Annotated in this window: 9 protein-coding genes; 5 read left to right on the top strand and 4 right to left on the bottom strand. The window is 61.2% G+C overall.

Annotated features, from left to right (window positions below; genetic code table 11):
- Positions 1 to 16 precede the first annotated feature (16 nt).
- A complete protein-coding gene (locus IB243_RS10460) occupies positions 17 to 1117 on the top strand; it encodes a 3-deoxy-7-phosphoheptulonate synthase (protein ID WP_192426822.1) in 1101 nt (366 codons plus the stop codon).
- A gap of 42 nt (positions 1118 to 1159) precedes the next feature.
- Here IB243_RS10460 and IB243_RS10455 read toward each other — a convergent pair whose 3' ends face one another.
- Both IB243_RS10455 and IB243_RS10450 read right to left on the bottom strand, forming a co-directional pair.
- A complete protein-coding gene (locus IB243_RS10455; protein WP_192426820.1) occupies positions 1160 to 1609 on the bottom strand; it encodes a PaaI family thioesterase in 450 nt (149 codons plus the stop codon).
- A complete protein-coding gene (locus IB243_RS10450; protein ID WP_192426818.1) occupies positions 1606 to 2085 on the bottom strand; it encodes a MerR family DNA-binding transcriptional regulator in 480 nt (159 codons plus the stop codon). Before IB243_RS10450 ends, IB243_RS10455 begins: the two co-directional genes overlap by 4 nt.
- Positions 2086 to 2415: 330 nt before the next feature.
- On the opposite strand from IB243_RS10450, the gene IB243_RS10445 reads away from it, so the two are divergent.
- Positions 2416 to 7302 (top strand): EAL domain-containing protein, encoded by a 4887-nt coding sequence (locus tag IB243_RS10445; protein ID WP_192426816.1) that lies wholly within the window; start codon positions 2416 to 2418, stop codon positions 7300 to 7302.
- A 1013-nt stretch (positions 7303 to 8315) separates the two neighbouring features.
- On the opposite strand, the gene IB243_RS10440 is transcribed toward IB243_RS10445, so the two are convergent.
- The gene (locus tag IB243_RS10440; RefSeq protein ID WP_010465025.1) at positions 8316 to 8873 is read right to left on the bottom strand and encodes a Spy/CpxP family protein refolding chaperone; all 558 of its coding nucleotides are present in this window, start codon (positions 8871 to 8873) and stop codon (positions 8316 to 8318) included.
- A gap of 340 nt (positions 8874 to 9213) precedes the next feature.
- Between IB243_RS10440 and IB243_RS10435 the strand changes: the two genes are divergently transcribed.
- The 3 genes from IB243_RS10435 (at position 9214) to IB243_RS10425 (ending at position 13628) form a co-directional block, all read left to right on the top strand.
- A complete protein-coding gene (locus IB243_RS10435; RefSeq protein WP_192426814.1) occupies positions 9214 to 10278 on the top strand; it encodes a recombination-associated protein RdgC in 1065 nt (354 codons plus the stop codon).
- 238 nt (positions 10279 to 10516) lie between these two features.
- Positions 10517 to 11578: an acyltransferase gene (locus tag IB243_RS10430; protein ID WP_192426812.1), complete on the top strand. Its 1062-nt coding sequence runs from the start codon at positions 10517 to 10519 to the stop codon at positions 11576 to 11578.
- Between the two features lie 115 nt (positions 11579 to 11693).
- Positions 11694 to 13628, top strand: coding sequence for an acyltransferase family protein (locus IB243_RS10425; protein ID WP_192426810.1), 1935 nt, complete (start codon positions 11694 to 11696; stop codon positions 13626 to 13628).
- Between the two features lie 50 nt (positions 13629 to 13678).
- Here the strand turns inward: IB243_RS10425 and IB243_RS10420 are convergent, their stop codons facing one another.
- Positions 13679 to 15544 carry a beta-galactosidase gene (locus tag IB243_RS10420; protein WP_192426808.1) on the bottom strand — a complete coding sequence of 622 codons (1866 nt, stop codon included), beginning with the start codon at positions 15542 to 15544 and terminating at the stop codon, positions 13679 to 13681.
- Positions 15545 to 15758 lie beyond the last annotated feature (214 nt).

Genomic DNA, 15758 nt, shown 5'->3' with positions numbered 1-15758 from the left:
GACAATCGGGGCCACCATGACCCACGCACACCGCTCCGCCACCCCCATTTCCACCCACGACACCACGCGCATTGATGACACGCGCATCAAGGCCGTGCGCCCGCTCATCACGCCGGCTCTGCTGCAGGAATGGCTGCCCACGCCCGATGCGGCACAGACGCTGGTGGAAACCAGCCGCGCCGCCATTTCGCGCGTGCTCCAAGGGCAGGATGACCGGCTCATCGTGGTGGTGGGGCCCTGCTCCATCCACGACCACAGCCAGGCCATGGAATACGCCCACCAGTTGAAGGCACAGGCCGATGCACTGCAGGCCGACCTGCTCATCGTGATGCGCGTGTATTTCGAGAAGCCGCGCACCACCGTGGGCTGGAAGGGCTACATAAACGACCCGCACCTCGATGGCAGCTTTGCCATCAACGAAGGGCTGGAGCTGGCGCGGCAGCTGCTGCTGGACGTGCTGGCCGTGGGCCTGCCGGTGGGCACGGAGTTCCTGGATTTGTTGAGCCCGCAGTTCATCAGCGACCTCGTGAGCTGGGGCGCCATTGGGGCGCGCACCACCGAGAGCCAGAGCCACCGCCAGCTGGCCAGCGGCCTGTCGTGCCCCGTGGGCTTCAAGAACGGCACCGATGGCGGTGTGAAGGTGGCCAGCGACGCCATTCAGGCGGCGCAGGCATCGCACGCCTTCATGGGCATGACCAAGATGGGCCAGGCCGCGATCTTCGAGACACGCGGCAACCAGGACTGCCACGTGATTTTGCGCGGCGGCAAGCAGCCCAACTACAGCGCAACCGATGTGGATGCGGCCTGCGCCATGCTCCGGGCGGCGGGCCTGCGCGAGCAGGTGATGATCGACGTGAGCCACGCCAACAGCAGCAAGCAGCACCAGCGCCAGATCACCGTGTCCGGCGAGGTGGCTCAGCAGATCGCCGCGGGCGACCAGCGCATCACCGGCCTCATGATCGAAAGCCACCTGCAGGAAGGTCGCCAGGACATCGTTCCCGGCCAGCCGCTGCAACACGGCGTGTCGGTGACCGACGCCTGCATCAGCATGGCGCAGACCATTCCGGTGCTGGAGGGGCTGGCGGCCGCCGTGCGGGCGCGGCGCGCACGGGCATGAGCACCATGCGGGCGCCGCCTGTAGAACAGTACGGCTGACGACCTACCTCGCAGCGGCGAGATCGATGTTGCGGGCCGTGGCCAGGAGGGTGGCGCACAGGGTCTCGGTGCCCCCTGCATCCACCGCGAACACGTCGGACGCGCACACGGTAAGCAGCCGCGCTGCATCGACCACACACCCGCGCGCCCGAAGGCAGGTGCCTTTTGCGGGCGCCACAAGTTTGATGGTCGCATCCACCGTGGCATTGGTCCAGCCTGGCGGCAGCACGCTGCCCGCCGCGGCCACCGCGGCAAAGTCCCCCAGGGCAAACACGGCCGCCGCCTGCAGTTGGCCGGGGCGAAAGCAGAGTGCTTCGCCGATTGGCATCTCCATTTCAACCCGGCCCGCTTCGGCATGGACGAAGCGCAGCCCCAGCGTGCGGGCCATGGGCATGGCCAGAACCAATGTCTGCAACTGAGCGACGTGGGAGGTGGACGGTGGGGACGAAGTCATGGCGTTTTCCTGTGAGGTGCGGGCTGGGATGAGGACTTGATGGGTGTTTTGGGCCGCACACGCGGCCATTTACCGGGTGCAGGGGGGCTCTGGGCGGCCTGCACCAGCGGGGGTGGCGCCTGCCGCTTGCGCTGTTGCGCTTCGAGCCAGGCTTGGTGTTCCAGCACCACCTGCTTTTGGGCTTGCAACTGGCTGATCTGCTGCTCCAGCGCGGCCGCGCGTTCCCGCAGGGCCTGCACCATGTCGTCAATGCCCAGCGTGCCGGCGCGGTAGTCATCGAGCCGCCGGGCAATCTGCGGCAGGGCAAAGCCCAGCTGGCGCGACATGGCAATGAAAACCACCTCGCGCTTGATGCTGGCAGGATAGTCCCGGTATCCATTGGCCCGACGGTGCGGACGAATCAGCCCCAGCCGTTCGTAGTGGCGCAAGGCGTGGACGGACACCGAGGCCTGGTGGGCAAGTTCGGAGATCTGCATGCCGCGAAGGCTAGCAAGCCTAGTGTTGCGCGAAGGTTGCCTTGGCGACTGATCGCGCATCCCTCGCAGTCAAGTCGTCGTTTTTTCATTTGGGACAAACCCGCATGGTGCGGTGCGTCAACGCGGGCCTGTGCGGTGTAGCATTGATGTTTTACCAGTGGTGGCCTCGGCGTTTGCGGATTCCTGCAGCGGCTAGGCCGTCCGGCATGTGCCGCTTTACCGCCCCACTCCCTTGTTGTTGACGCAGCTCCGGCCCCCCTATAACCCTCCCCAGGCGGCAAAACGCCCAGAGGTCGGATGCGTACCCATGGGCCTTGCCCCCGCGTGACCATGCCGCCTGCGCACGCACCCCAAGAGGCCGCGCGGCTCCACGCATTGCAGTCCTACGCCATTCTGGATACGCCCTCGGAAGATGCGTTTGACCAACTGGCCACGCTGGCCGCGCGCATCTGCGATTGCCCGATGGCCGTGGTCAATTTTGTCGACAGCGAGCGCCAATGGTTCAAGGCGGCGGTGGGGGTGCCGTTCGCGCAGACCGACCGCGCCATCGCCTTTTGCGACCACGCACTGGACGGCAGCCGCGATGCCGTGGTGGTGCCTGACGCCAGCAAGCACCCAGCATTTGCGGGCAATCCGCTGGTGGTGAGCGAACCCCGCGTCCGGTTCTATGCCTGCGTGCCGCTCGTCACGCCGGAAGGTTTTGCGCTGGGGACACTGGCCGTGCTGGACACCGTGCCACGCACACTGGGGGCCGAGCAGCTCGACGGCCTGAAGATCCTCGCAGGGCAGGCCATGGTGCAGCTGGAGCTGCGCCGCCAGAAGCGCCTGCTGGCCCAGCTGGTGCAGGAGCGCGACCAGATGCACGCCGAGATGCTGGCCCAGAGCGACGCGCTGCGTGTGGCGGGGCAGATTGCGCGCATCGGGGGATGGACAGTGGAACTGCCCAGCCTGCAACTGACCTGGTCGCAGGAGATCGCTGCCGCCTATGGGCTCCCCCACCGCGTGGGGAGCCTGGCCCAGGTGCTGCAGCTGTACACGCCGCCATACCGGGTGCCGATGCAAAAGGCGTTTGACGAGTGCATGCTCCATGGCACACCGTTCGACATGGAGGCCGAGGTGGCCATGCCCGGTGGCGGGCGATTCTGGGTGCGCACGGCGGGTCAGGCTGCGCGCGATGCCGGTGGCCAGATCATCCGCATCCAGGGGGCCTTCCAGGACATCTCGGTCCAGCACCAGGCCCGGCAGGCACGCCGCGAAAGTGAAGAGCGTTTTCACCTGGTGTCGCGTGCCACGGCCGATGCCGTGTGGGACTGGAACCTGAACACCGATGCCATGTGGTGGAACGAAGGCATGCAGAACCTGTTTGGCGTGCCGCTCGACCAGCTTCCGCCCGACAGCACCTCCTGGACACTGCGGCTGCACCCTGAGGACAGCCAGGAAATCCTCCACGGCATCCACGCAGCCATTGACGGCACGGACAACCACTGGTCGGCCGAATACCGCTTTCTGCGGCAGGATGGAACGTATGCCTGGGTGCTGGACCGGGGTTTCCTGATTCGTGACTCGGCCGGCAAGGCCGTGCGCATGGTGGGCGGCATGACCGACATCAGCGCACAAAAGCTGACCGAACTCGACGCACAGCGCGATGCCCAGAACCATGCCGAGCTGCTGCACGTGCAGCAGCGCATCTCGTCGCTGGACCTGCCCCTGCCCGAAGTGCTGCAGCTGGTGGCCAACACGGTTCTGCGCCAGACCCTGGCCCGCGGTGCGTTGGTGGAGCTGTTGCAGGGCCGCCAGCTGGTGGCGCAGGCCTCGGCAGGCGACCACGTGCGGCCTGTGGGGCATCTGCTGGCCGTGGACCAGAGCCTGCTGTGGCCCGCACTGCGCGAAGGGCGCACGGTGGTGTGCAACGACACCGAGGCCGAGGGCTGGGACATGGCCTCGCTGCCCCACCGCCATGGCGTGCGCTCGGTCATGGCGGTGCCGCTGCGCACGGCGCAGGGGGTGGTGGGTTCACTCAAGGTGACGTCGGACAAGCCCAACGCGTTCTCGCGGCGCGATGTGGCGCACCTGGAGATCCTCACCGAATCCCTGGGGGCGATGGTGCAGCTGCGGCATGTGGCCGGGCAGCTCCGGGCGTCGGAGCAGCAGTACCGCATGCTGTTCAACGAACATCCCCATCCCATGTGGGTGTACGACAAGGAAACGCTGCGCCTGCAGGCTGTGAACCAGTCGATGGAAACGCACTACGGCTACACCGAGGCCGAGTTGCTGGCGATGGAAATGACGGACCTGTGGCCGGCCGAACGGCACGCCACCATCCGGGAAGCCCTTCAGGCGATTGCGATCGACCAGCGCAACAAACCAGTGATCAGCCGCCACGTCAAGAAGGACGGCACGTTCATGGATGTGGAGATCACGGCTGGCAGCATCAGCTTCAATGGCCGCCCGGCGCGGCAGGTGCTGGCCACCGATGTGACCGAGCGCCTGCGCACCGAACGCGAGCTGGCCCGCATGGGCCGTGCTCAGCGCCTGCTGAGCGCATGCAACGAGACCCTGGTGCGCGCCACGTCAGAAACCACGCTGCTGCAGGCCATCTGCCAGATTGCCGTGGACATCGGCGGCTACCGCATGGGCTGGGTGGGGTTTGCACTGGACGACGAACGCAAGTCCATCGAGCCAGTTGCGCATGCGGGGTACAACCAGAACTATCTCGAAAACCTGCAGCTTTCCTGGTCGGCCGACGACCCCTACGGCCGGGGACCGGCGGGCACGGCCGTGCGCTCGGGCAAACCCGTGATCGTGCAGGACATCCGCACCGAGGGTGACTTTGCCGACTGGACCGAACGCATGCTGGACCACGGCTTTCATGGCGTGATCTGTCTGCCTTTGCAGGACCGCGATCGCAACCGCGACCGCACCTTTGGCCTGCTGTACCTTTACGCGCCCGACATCTTGCAGATCAGCCCGGAAGAAGCGGCCCTGCTGCAGGAGCTCTCCAACGACCTGGCCTTTGGCATCACCAGCCTGCGCGCGCACAAGGCGCAGCAGCGGCTGCAGGCCTCGGTGCTCAAGGTGGCGGCGGCAGTGTCGGCCAGCACAGGCACCGAGTTTTTTGTGCAGCTGGTGCGCAACATGGCCGACGCCCTGGGGGCCCAAGGCGGCTGCGTGGTGCGGCTGTTGCCCGACGTGCAGGGGCGACCGCCCCGGGTGGCCACGCTGGCTGCGGTGCTCGATGGCCAGATGTTGCCCAACGACGAATTCAGCCTGGAGGGCACACCCAGCCTCATGCTGCTGTCGCAGCGCGCGCACGTGGTGACCGACAAAGTGCAGCAACTGCACCCCGATGCCCCGATGCTGCGCTATGTGGGCGCGCAGGGTTACGCAGGGCAGCAGCTGTGCAACGCCGATGGCGAAGTGGTGGGCATCGTGTTTGTGCTGTTCCGCCAGCCCATTGCAGAAACGGACTTCATCACATCCACGCTGCAGATCTTCGCCGCGCGCGCGTCGTCCGAGATCGACCGGCAGCAGGCCGATGCCCGCATCCGCCACCAGGCCTCGCTGCTGGACAAGGCCCAGGACGCCATCCTCGTGCGCGACCTGGAACACCGCATCATCTTCTGGAACAAAAGCGCCGAACGCCTGTACGGCTGGTCGCAGTTGCAGGCGCTGGGCCAGTCCATCGAGACGCTGCTCTACGACGACCCCGCCCATTTCCGCCATGCGACGCAGACGGTGCTGGAGCAGGGCGAGTGGACGGGCGAGATCGTGCACCGCCACCGTGACGGCAGCACCATCGAGGTCGAGGGCCGCTGGACCCTGGTGCGTGGCGACGACGGCCAGCCGCAATCCATTCTGGCCATCAACACCGACATTCGCCAGCGCAAGGCCAATGAGCGTGAAATCCAGCGCCTGGCTTTCTACGACGCGCTCACGGGCCTGCCCAACCGCATGCTGCTGATGGACCGCATGGGCCATGCGCTGGCCAATGCCCAGCGCCGCCAGCAGGGCGGGGCGCTGCTGTTCATCGACCTCGACAACTTCAAGACCCTGAACGACACCCTGGGCCACGACCAGGGCGACCTGCTGCTGCAGCAGGTGGCGCAGCGCCTGAACACCTGCGTGCGCAGCGTGGACACGGTAGCCCGGCTGGGGGGCGACGAGTTTGTGGTGATGCTCGAAGAACTGAGCCCCAAGCCCCACGAGCTGGCTCTGCACGCGCGCGGGGTGGGCGAGAAGATTTTGGCCATGCTGGCCGTGCCCTATGCACTGGCGGGCTACCAGTACCGCAGCACGCCCAGCATCGGCGTCGCGCCGTTCACCGGCGAGCAGACCAGCGTGGGCGAGCTGCTCAAACAGGCAGACTTGGCCATGTACCAGGCCAAGACCGCAGGGCGCAACACACTGCGCTTTTTCGACCCCGACATGCAGGCCGTGGTGACGGCCCGCGCCGGGCTGGAGACCGACCTGCGCGCGGCACTGGCACAAGAGGAATTCTTACTGCACTTCCAGCCGCAGATGCACCAGTCTGGCCGCTGCGTGGGAGTGGAGGCGCTGGTGCGCTGGGCCAGCCCGCAGCGCGGCATGGTGCCCCCTTCCGTATTCATCCCGCTGGCCGAAGAAACCGGGCTCATCCTGCCGCTGGGCCGCTGGGTGCTGCACACGGCATGCAAGCTGCTGGCCACCTGGCAGGCCGATCCTCAGCTGGCGCACCTGACCATGGCGGTCAACGTGAGTTCGCGCCAGTTCCGCCATGCCAGTTTTGTGGACGATGTGGCCCGCGTGCTGGCCATCACCGGGGCGCCAGCCCATCTGCTCAAGCTGGAGCTGACCGAAAGCCTGCTGGTGGAAGACATGGAGACCACCATCGCCACCATGGCGGCGTTGCGCTCCCACGGCGTGGGGTTCTCGCTGGACGACTTCGGCACCGGCTATTCGTCGCTGAGCTACTTGAAGCGCATGCCACTCGATCAGCTCAAGATCGACCAGAGTTTTGTGCGCGACCTGCTGACCGACCCGAACGACGCCGCCATTGTGGACACCATCATTGGCCTGTCGCGCAGCCTGGGCCTGGAAGTCATCGCCGAAGGCGTGGAGACCCCCGAGCAACGCGAGCTGCTGGCCCGCGCCGGTTGCCAGCTCTACCAGGGCTATCTCTTCAGCCGCCCCCTGTCTCCGGACCTTCTGGGGGCCTTCCTGCGCCCCGCCGCTGCATAGACGGCCCACGCGGCCCCGCTTTTTTCCCATCGCCCTGTCGGCCCGCCCGCCGCCGTCGGCTGCGTTTTTTCGCTGCAACGCTGTCCCTTGCCTCCATTCGGCCACCTCAGACGCCCTCAAACCCCTTCTGAAGATGGGCACCACGACGCTCCGCTGCGCCCCAAGTTGTCCCTCTGTCTTCTTCTTATGTTGTCTATAAATACATAGTCGTAGTAGTAGAAGGCGCCCCGAATTGTGGACAACCGCTTTTTCTTGAGGTGTGGCGGGCACTTGCGCGCGCGCCAACCCTGTGCACCGAACCCTCTTGCCACTGTCGTGGGAACGGGGACAAAACACGGTGCCCGCCTTTTTCTGTGGATAACCAGGTGGTTGTGCCAGAACTATCCCCAGTCTTACGCACTGGACTGGATTTGCACCGATTTTTTTGAAAAAAATGGCACGCAGCGCTTATTGAATAAGCGGTTTTAGCTATCTTATTGATAGTAATTTGGGTGGTTGGGGCCTATCACACCCGGGATGCGATGGGCGCCAAAGCTTGGCCAGACAGGTCGCCGTGCCTTTGGGGGTGTCCCCAAGCACCAGGTCTGCCGTCCCCGTTGCAGGCCATTGCCCTGGACTTGGTGGTGCGGCGAGGCCTGTCTGAAGGGGTTCTGGTTATTCTTTTATGGTTCTATATATAAATAGCAGTAGTAGTAGAGCGAGCCACTTTCTGTGGACAAGCCCATTTTTACCAATGCTGGCGCGGGCTTGCGTCGCTGCAAAGTCTGTGTGGCGGCCTGCACAAAGGCCGGGGCTCGCAGACAACAACTTCCAGCTATCGCCATTTGGTGTGGATAACCTGCAGGTTGTGCCAGAACTGTTCCCAGCGTTATCCACAATGGGCTTGGATGGACGCCTGCAGCGGCCCTAAAAAGCACAAAGCCCGGGGTCCGTCGAGGACTCCGGGCTTTGCAAAGGAAAGAAGGAAGGGGGCAACCGCCTAAGCGGTAGAACCCGAGACCTGGGCCAAAGGTTTACTTTGCGGGTGCGGCAGGCGGCTTGGGATGGTGGCCTTCGCCACCGCGCATGCCGTGGTGCCCGTGCCGGCCTTCTCCCTCGCCCTTCATGCCGCCCATGCGGTGGCCCCGGTGGGCCTGGGCGTCAAACGTCTTCTGTTGCTCGGGCGTCAGGGCCGCGTAGAAGGTCTTGGTGGCCTCGCCACGGCGGTCGGCCTCGGCAGCGTGCTGGGCGCGCAGGGCCCGCATGCGGTCGATGCGTTCAGGGGTGGTCAGCTTGTCCATGTCCTTGTGGTCCAGGCGGGCCGTGCGTTCGCCGGGTTGCATTGCGGCGGTGAACGCCGTCCAGGCGGGTTCTTGTGCGGCAGTCAACTTGAGCTGGCCCTTGAGGGCTGCCATGCGCTGGGCCATGTGGGCCTGGTGGCGTTCATGGCGGTCACCCGCCTTGTGGCGGCCTTCAGGGGCCGTGGCGCCTGCTGCAGGCGGGGCAGCGGGCGGTTGTTGCGCCAGCACCGGCAGGGCCAGGGCAGCAAGAACAGCGGTGGCGGCCAGGTGGTGTTGGAATTTGAAAACCATGGTGTGAGTCCTTTCACAGGGGTTGGGGGCTCGCCAGGACGACCGTTCCGGCGATTGAGGGCCAGTGTCCGCCTCGCATGTATCGCCGCCATACCCGTTGGGTGAGGCTGTGTAAAGTTGTGACAAGAAGCTGCTCGCCTTCCATCGAATAGATGTCAGGTGAAAATGGTATCTACCGCTTTATCTATAAGCTTTTTAAGCTATAAAAATACTAGCTTATGAGCGTGTGCTTTTCGCACCGGGGGCGGGGCTTGCAGGGGAGCTGGCAGCGACCGCCGACAATGGCGTGTTCGGCGTTTGCCGGTGGTTTGTTTAACGATTTCCCAACAAAAGGTTTTCCGTGTTCAAGAACATGATCGTGTACCGCATTGCCCCGCAATGGCAGGTTGAATTGACGCAATTAGAAGAAGCCCTGGCCAAGGCGCCCTTCCTGGAATGTGGCGCCACGCAGGAGAAATCCCTGGGCTGGGTGCCGCCGCGCGGTGATGCGCACGGCCCGCTCGCCGAATCGGTCGGGGGCCAGTGGATCCTGCGCTTCATGGTCGAGTCCAAGGTATTGCCTGGTAGCGTGCTGGCCCGCCGCGTGAAGGAAAAGGCCGAGCGCATCGAGCAGGAAACCGGCCGCAAGCCTGGCAAGAAGGAAAGCAAGGAGCTGAAGGACGAGGCCAAGCTCGACCTGCTGCCCATGGCCTTCACCAAGCAGGGATCGATGTGGGTGTGGATAGATACGGCATCGCGCCTGCTGGTGCTGGACACGTCCAGCCAGGGCCGGGCCGATGAAGTGGTCACCCTGCTGATCGAAGCGCTGCCCGGGCTGTCGGTGTCGCTCATCAACACCCAGACCAGCCCGCAGGCCGCCATGTCCCACTGGCTCAAGGAGCAGGAGCCGCCCGTGGGCTTCACGGTAGACCGCGAATGCGAGCTCAAAAGCGCCACCGAAGAAAAATCCGTGGTGCGCTACGCCCGCCACCCACTCGATATCGAAGAGGTGCAAGCGCACATCGACGCCGGCAAGCTGCCCACCAAGCTGGCGTTGACCTGGGACGACCGCGTGTCGTTCATGCTCACCGAAGGCCTGCAGATCAAGAAGGTGTCGTTTCTGGACACTGTGTTCGAAGGCACCAAGGCGGATGACGGTGGTTTTGACACCGACGTGTCGATCGCCACGGGAGAGCTGGTCAAGCTGATTCCGGATCTGATCGAGGCGCTTGGGGGGGAGGCGGAGAGTGGAGTGGCCAGTGCGGCAGCTGCAGTGACCTCGGAAGGAGGCAGCATGCCCGCGCCTTCCGTGGCATCACGTGCCGCCACGACCTCAGCACCTGCGCGAAAAAGTGGTGCTGGTGGGGTGGTGACGGGGCCTGCGCAAGTCCCGGTGGATACGGATCCGGAGTCGGCGCCGTTTTGAGGGCATGAGCGGAAGTCTCTGAAGAGATAAGCGTCTTGCAAATACTCCTGAACAGAAATATGCGCTTAGCTTCTCTTTATTGATCCAGGAAAATCGGATTGAACGCGAAAACGAAGTTGTGAAAAATCATGAATGCAGAGTGACCCTACCAGAATTGGTAGTTGCGCACTCTTTATGAATATTTTTTAATAAGCATCGCTTTTAGTATATGCCGTAAAAATTTTACAGAATCATCACGATGCCCCACGCCTTGCATCAGGAAAAAATGAAAAGCCTTTCAAAATTGAAGCACCCTTCCATTGAAACTTTGAGGGCCTTGGCTGTGGTTTTGGTGTTTATTCATCATCTCCATTCTATAGCCAATATTACACTGCCTTATATTGCACACTTCGGTGGTTGGGTGGGGGTGCAAATATTTTTTGTAATCAGTGGTTATTTGATAATTTTGAGTGCACTACGCTATTCTGCAAAAGATTACGTAATTCATCGAGTTTTTAGAATATATCCTGCATACTTGTTCTGGTTCATTGCATTTGCAATTTTTTTAAATCAACTCGTATGGATGGATATCGATTTTAAAGCTTTGCTGATTCATCTGACTTTTCTGCAGCATCTGTTTCCTGATCAGTATTTCAAATACGATTCTCTGCACGTCAGCTGGACCTTGACCATAGAGTTGGCCTGGTATTTTTTTGCATTTTTATGTGCGGCCCGTTTCAAGAAACATCCAGCTGGTATTACCTTGCTGTTCATGATGTTTTCATACGTCTGGATATTTTGGGGCTCGTCGTACTTCCCGTCCCAGGCGACGATGGAGCCTGGATTGAAATATTTCTTTGTCAACAATAATTTTATCAATCAGCTGCCGTTCTTTTTCTTTGGCGCATACATCGCTGTAAAGAATCCTCGCTTTGATAAAGCGGGTTTGGCATGCATCTTCTTGGTGACGGTGGTCTTGTCGTCCGCGTGGAAGGCCCATTTTCCAGACCCTATATTTATCACCGGCTTTGGAGTGGCGGCTCTTTTTCTTATTTTGAAGGATATGGAGTACACCAATAAAAAGTATGTTGTTTTTTTGTCGGATATTTCCTATTCTTTTTATCTGATTCACTTTCCCGTCATTTCTATCGTCTCGGAGAAAATAGAGAATGACGCTCTGGTGGTAGTTGTATCAGTTGCTGCAACCCTGCTTCTTTCGTATTTGAGCTATCGATGGATTGAGCAGCCGTTCATGAGAATGGCGAAACGCAAATCGAAAAATTCTGTACCGCAAGGCAAGGCTGCGGATTCGATTGCATAGCGATGCTGCCGAGGTTTAAATAATTTCGTTAGATTTTCGGATTTCATGTAACAATTTGCCCCTCCAGTAAAAAATAGCAGCGGCTGCTATTGGCAGTTTGCGCAGCGGGGCAATTGTGCATCTTGATAATAAATTAGAATATCGACCAGACATCGACGGGCTGCGCGCCATTGCGGTGCTGATGGTGCTTGCGGTGCACGCCTCGCCATCCACGCTGCCCAATGGGTATGTGGGCGTGGACCTGTTTTTCGTTATCTCCGGCTACCTCATTACAGCCATCCTGTGCAGGGAATTGTCAGACGGCCGGTTTTCGATTCGCGATTTTTACGTTCGCCGGGTGAACCGGATTTTCCCCGCACTGGCCCTTGTGTTGCTTTTCTGCATGCTCGCAGGCCCCGCGTTGATGTACCCGGGCGAGTATGGGCAGATGAGCAAGTCGGCACTTTTCAGTGCCTTGTTCTCCGCCAATATCCATTTCTATATGGAATCGGGTTATTGGGATGTGGCAAGCAAGCTCAAGCCGCTGCTGCACCTGTGGTCACTGGGGGTGGAAGAGCAGTTCTACCTAGTGTGGCCATTGATTCTGCTCTGGGCGCACCGCACCAGGCGCTCGATGGTGACTACTGCACTGGCGGTGTTGTTTGGTTCGCTGGTAGTCAATCTGCTCCTCACGAGCAAAAGCCAGGCCGCTGGGTTTTATCTTCCGTTCGGACGCCTGTGGGAGCTGGCTTCGGGTGGCTTGATGGCCTGTATCCAGTGGAATCGTCGCCGCCAGGGGCCCGGTAGCCAGGCCACTGGCGTTCCTGAGGTGCCGGGCGCCCGGAACGTGTTGGGATGGTCCGGCATTGCCTTGCTGGCCGCCACCCAGGGTGCGTCGATGAATGCCGACGCTTTCCCGGGCTTCTACGCCGTGGCCGTGGTACTGGCTGCAGCCTTGCTGATACTGGCGGGGCCGGACGCTTGGTTCAACTGCAAAGTGCTGGCGCATCCCGCGCTGGTCTATGTGGGCAGGCTCAGCTATCCGTTGTACCTGTGGCATTGGCCTCTGCTGGTCTTTGCACGTCTGGTCGGTGACGGGCAGTGGTCGTCTTCCCATCGAAATCTGGCCGTCGCAGCGTCGGTGGTCCTGGCGGTACTGACACACCACGGTGTTGAAAGACCGCTGGTCCAGCGGGTGGGCCGCAAGCACCTCCTCGCCTTGGGTCTGGTGGTGTTGATGGCCATGGTAGCGATGCTCGCCTGGATGGGCTCCAGTGGCAAGATTCCACTGACTGCAGCACCGTACCCGAATGCGGCTTTGGTGGCCTATGACAAGCCAGAGGTGAAAAGCCAGGGCCGTGTGGCCTTGCTGGGGGACAGCAATGCCGGGCACTTGTCGTATGGCCTGTCGGTGCTGTACGGAGACCGGGTTGACGTCACTGCCACGCCCGGCTGGCCCTACCTTGATGGCGTCAAATACCGCGATGGCCACACTCGCCATCCGGAGCACGTAGGCACTGTGGAGATGACCGAGCAGGTGCTGCGCCGCATCGAGTCCGATCCTGAGATTCGGCTGGTTATCTTGTCCAACGTGTACCGGATTTATTTCACGGGGAACAGCCTGCGCAGCATCCAGGGCGCAGGACCGGACGAAACGTCAGCCCAGGCCTATGAACGGGGGCTGCAGCGTACCGTGCAACGCCTGCTGGCAAAGCAGAAAAAGGTGGTGCTGGTCAAGTCCATTCCCACCCATTCGGTGCTGCTCAATGTGACTGGCTGCCTGGACGAGGTCCGGCCTGCCTGGCGGCGGCAACCCGTTGAGTGCGTGCGTTCCAGGGATGCTGTCGAGGCAGAAAGACGAGAGTACGACGCCATGGTGGACCGTTTGATCGCTGGGCTCCAAGGCGTTTATGTCTTCAATACCTTGGATGAGCTTTGCGATGCGCAGTATTGCTACATAAACCGCGAGGGGGTCCAGATGTACATTGACTCAGGGCATTTCACTACGGCAGGCAGCCAGCTCATGGGCGCTGCCCTTGCACGAAAAGTCGAAGAAGCGCTAGGGAGGTGAAAGCGCTGTGGCGCTGGCTACACAGTCCCGGTACCGGTCTGCCGAACCTGTCAGAGACTGGAAGGTCCTGACTTTCTGGGCACCACGTCTATGATTTCGCGAACGAACAGCTTTTGCCAATCGTTTTTGCCCTTGTCTTCAATCAGCTGGGGCATGAAGCCGAAGACCAGCGTGCGGTCTCCACGCACCATGATGCCGTGGCCGCGTTGCAGGGGTTCAGTGGCCAGCACTTTATAGCCGGGGCGGGGCGTCATGGAGGCATAGTTCGTGTACATGCGCTTTGAAGGCTTGAGCCGGTATACCTTGCCGTCGATCAGGAAAACGCCCCCGCGGTTTTTCCATTCGACATTGGCAATGCCGAACACCTCATGCATCCAGTCAAAGGTGGGTTTACCGTTTTCGTCGAATTCACCCAGGCGCATGTCCTGGATGAGTGCACCGCCGTTCTTCCAGTAGGCGGTCAGCTTAGCCTTGATGCGTTGCGGCATGGCTGCCTGGTGGGGCACCAGGATGGCATCCAGCTGCCCGATGATGGGGTCGTCCGCGATAAGGTTCTTTTCGCCGATGACGTGGACCTGCATGCCGGGTTCGTTGCTCAGGATCTTGTAAGACGCGAACAGTGCATCGCGGTGGATGTTTCTGCCTGTGCTTCTCTCACCGTGCCATACGTGGAAGTTGGTGGTAGAGCCTAGGATTCCAATGTTGATCTGCGGTTTTGCGCTTGCCGCCGTGGCGAGGCCTTGTTTGGCAGTACGGGCATGAAGCTGATTGAGCTGCAGGCCAGCCAGCGGACCCCCACCTGCTTGGTGGCGAAAACCCCCGATCTCGTAGCCGATCACATGGGGCTGGGCCAGCGATTGCACCACTGTTTGCTGGATGATGGGCACCAGCTCTGGGGTCTTCTTGGCGGACTCCCACCATTCACCGTAGGCACCCACCATGACTTTCTTGTAGCCCAGTGAACCCATGTAGTTGGCCAGGGTGGGCAGCACTTCAGCGTCTGGCACCAGGCTGTAGCCGTCGTAGAAGTTGAAGTCGATGACCGCGATGTCGATGCACGGGGCCAGCTTTTCGACAATGCCTGTAGCGTAGATGGCATCGTGCGATGTGAAGGTTTCTGCGAAGTAGCCAATTGCCTCAGCCCCTTTGCTGCGGATTACGTTGGCGTAGGCGCAGGTGGCTTCCTGGAGCCGGGTTTCCCGGAATTCCTTGTGGGCGTGCAGCAGCGGCTCTGCTTTAGGCACACCTGCTGCGATGTGGTTGTTGTAGTGAATGATGGGCTGCTTGGCGTTGTACTTTTTGGCAAACGCAGCCTGGGTGGAGTCTTTGTAGTCCCGCCACTGGTAGTTCGTTTGCCCGTACTTGATCTCGTGCTCCTCTTGCAGGCCAATGGCGTAGCCCAGGATCTTGCCGGGATAGCGCCTGGAGAAGTGATCGATTGTCTGTGCAATGAACGGTTCAGCGTATTTCCTGATCGACGCATCGGTGAAGTCGGGCTGCCAGGTGGGCTCACCCGAGAAGTCGCGCATGGCCGTTTCGGGATGTCCCGTAATGATCCATAGCGGTAACGAGGACATGTTGTGCACCAACTGGCTGGGGTCGTCCTTGAAAGTGCGTCCACCCATGTCGATGACCAGCAGCAGTGACAGGCCGCTGTTGACGATGGCGTCCAGATGGCGGTGGTAGTGGGTAAATTCGTACTGGCCCTTGCTGGTTTCGATGTCAGACCAGTTGAGATAGAAGGTGGCGTGGCTGAAGCCCTGGGCCTTGAGTTCGCGGGGCAGGTTCTGGTTGTGATTCAGCTCCCAGGGCATGACGATGGTGCTGGAGACGGGGGCGGGTGGAGGTGGGGCTGCATGGCTGGCCAGCGCAACCAGCGAAACAAAGGCGGCGGCAATGCGGATAATTTTTTTCATGAAGTCGCGAAGAAGATTTCAAATGGCGCCTGACCGCCTCGGAGAGAGGTGGCGGCCCAACGGCTGAAAGGGCGACGGGAAGAGCCGTTGAAACAAAGTGAATTGTTTGTTAGATTGTTTCACGAACAGGGCAGGTCGCCTGTTTCAATGTTGGGGCCGACACTGGCATTGGCATTGGCATCGGTCACGACAGTAGTGCTGCCGCTTACTGAGA

It is taken from the genome of Acidovorax sp. ACV01 (assembly GCF_014851495.1).
GTDB classification, from domain to species: Bacteria; Pseudomonadota; Gammaproteobacteria; order Burkholderiales; family Burkholderiaceae_C; genus Acidovorax; species Acidovorax radicis.
This window is presented reverse-complemented; position numbering and strand designations above follow the sequence as displayed.

Excerpts from the sequence above, each read along its gene's own strand:
- IB243_RS10460 (WP_192426822.1), top strand. The coding sequence starts at position 17 with ATGACCCACGCACACCGCTCCGCCACCCCCATTTCCACCCACGACACC.
- IB243_RS10455 (WP_192426820.1), bottom strand. The coding sequence starts at position 1,609 with ATGACTTCGTCCCCACCGTCCACCTCCCACGTCGCTCAGTTGCAGACA.
- IB243_RS10450 (WP_192426818.1), bottom strand. The coding sequence starts at position 2,085 with ATGCAGATCTCCGAACTTGCCCACCAGGCCTCGGTGTCCGTCCACGCC.
- IB243_RS10445 (WP_192426816.1), top strand. The coding sequence starts at position 2,416 with ATGCCGCCTGCGCACGCACCCCAAGAGGCCGCGCGGCTCCACGCATTG.
- IB243_RS10440 (WP_010465025.1), bottom strand. The coding sequence starts at position 8,873 with ATGGTTTTCAAATTCCAACACCACCTGGCCGCCACCGCTGTTCTTGCT.
- IB243_RS10430 (WP_192426812.1), top strand. The coding sequence starts at position 10,517 with ATGCCCCACGCCTTGCATCAGGAAAAAATGAAAAGCCTTTCAAAATTG.
- IB243_RS10420 (WP_192426808.1), bottom strand. The coding sequence starts at position 15,544 with ATGAAAAAAATTATCCGCATTGCCGCCGCCTTTGTTTCGCTGGTTGCG.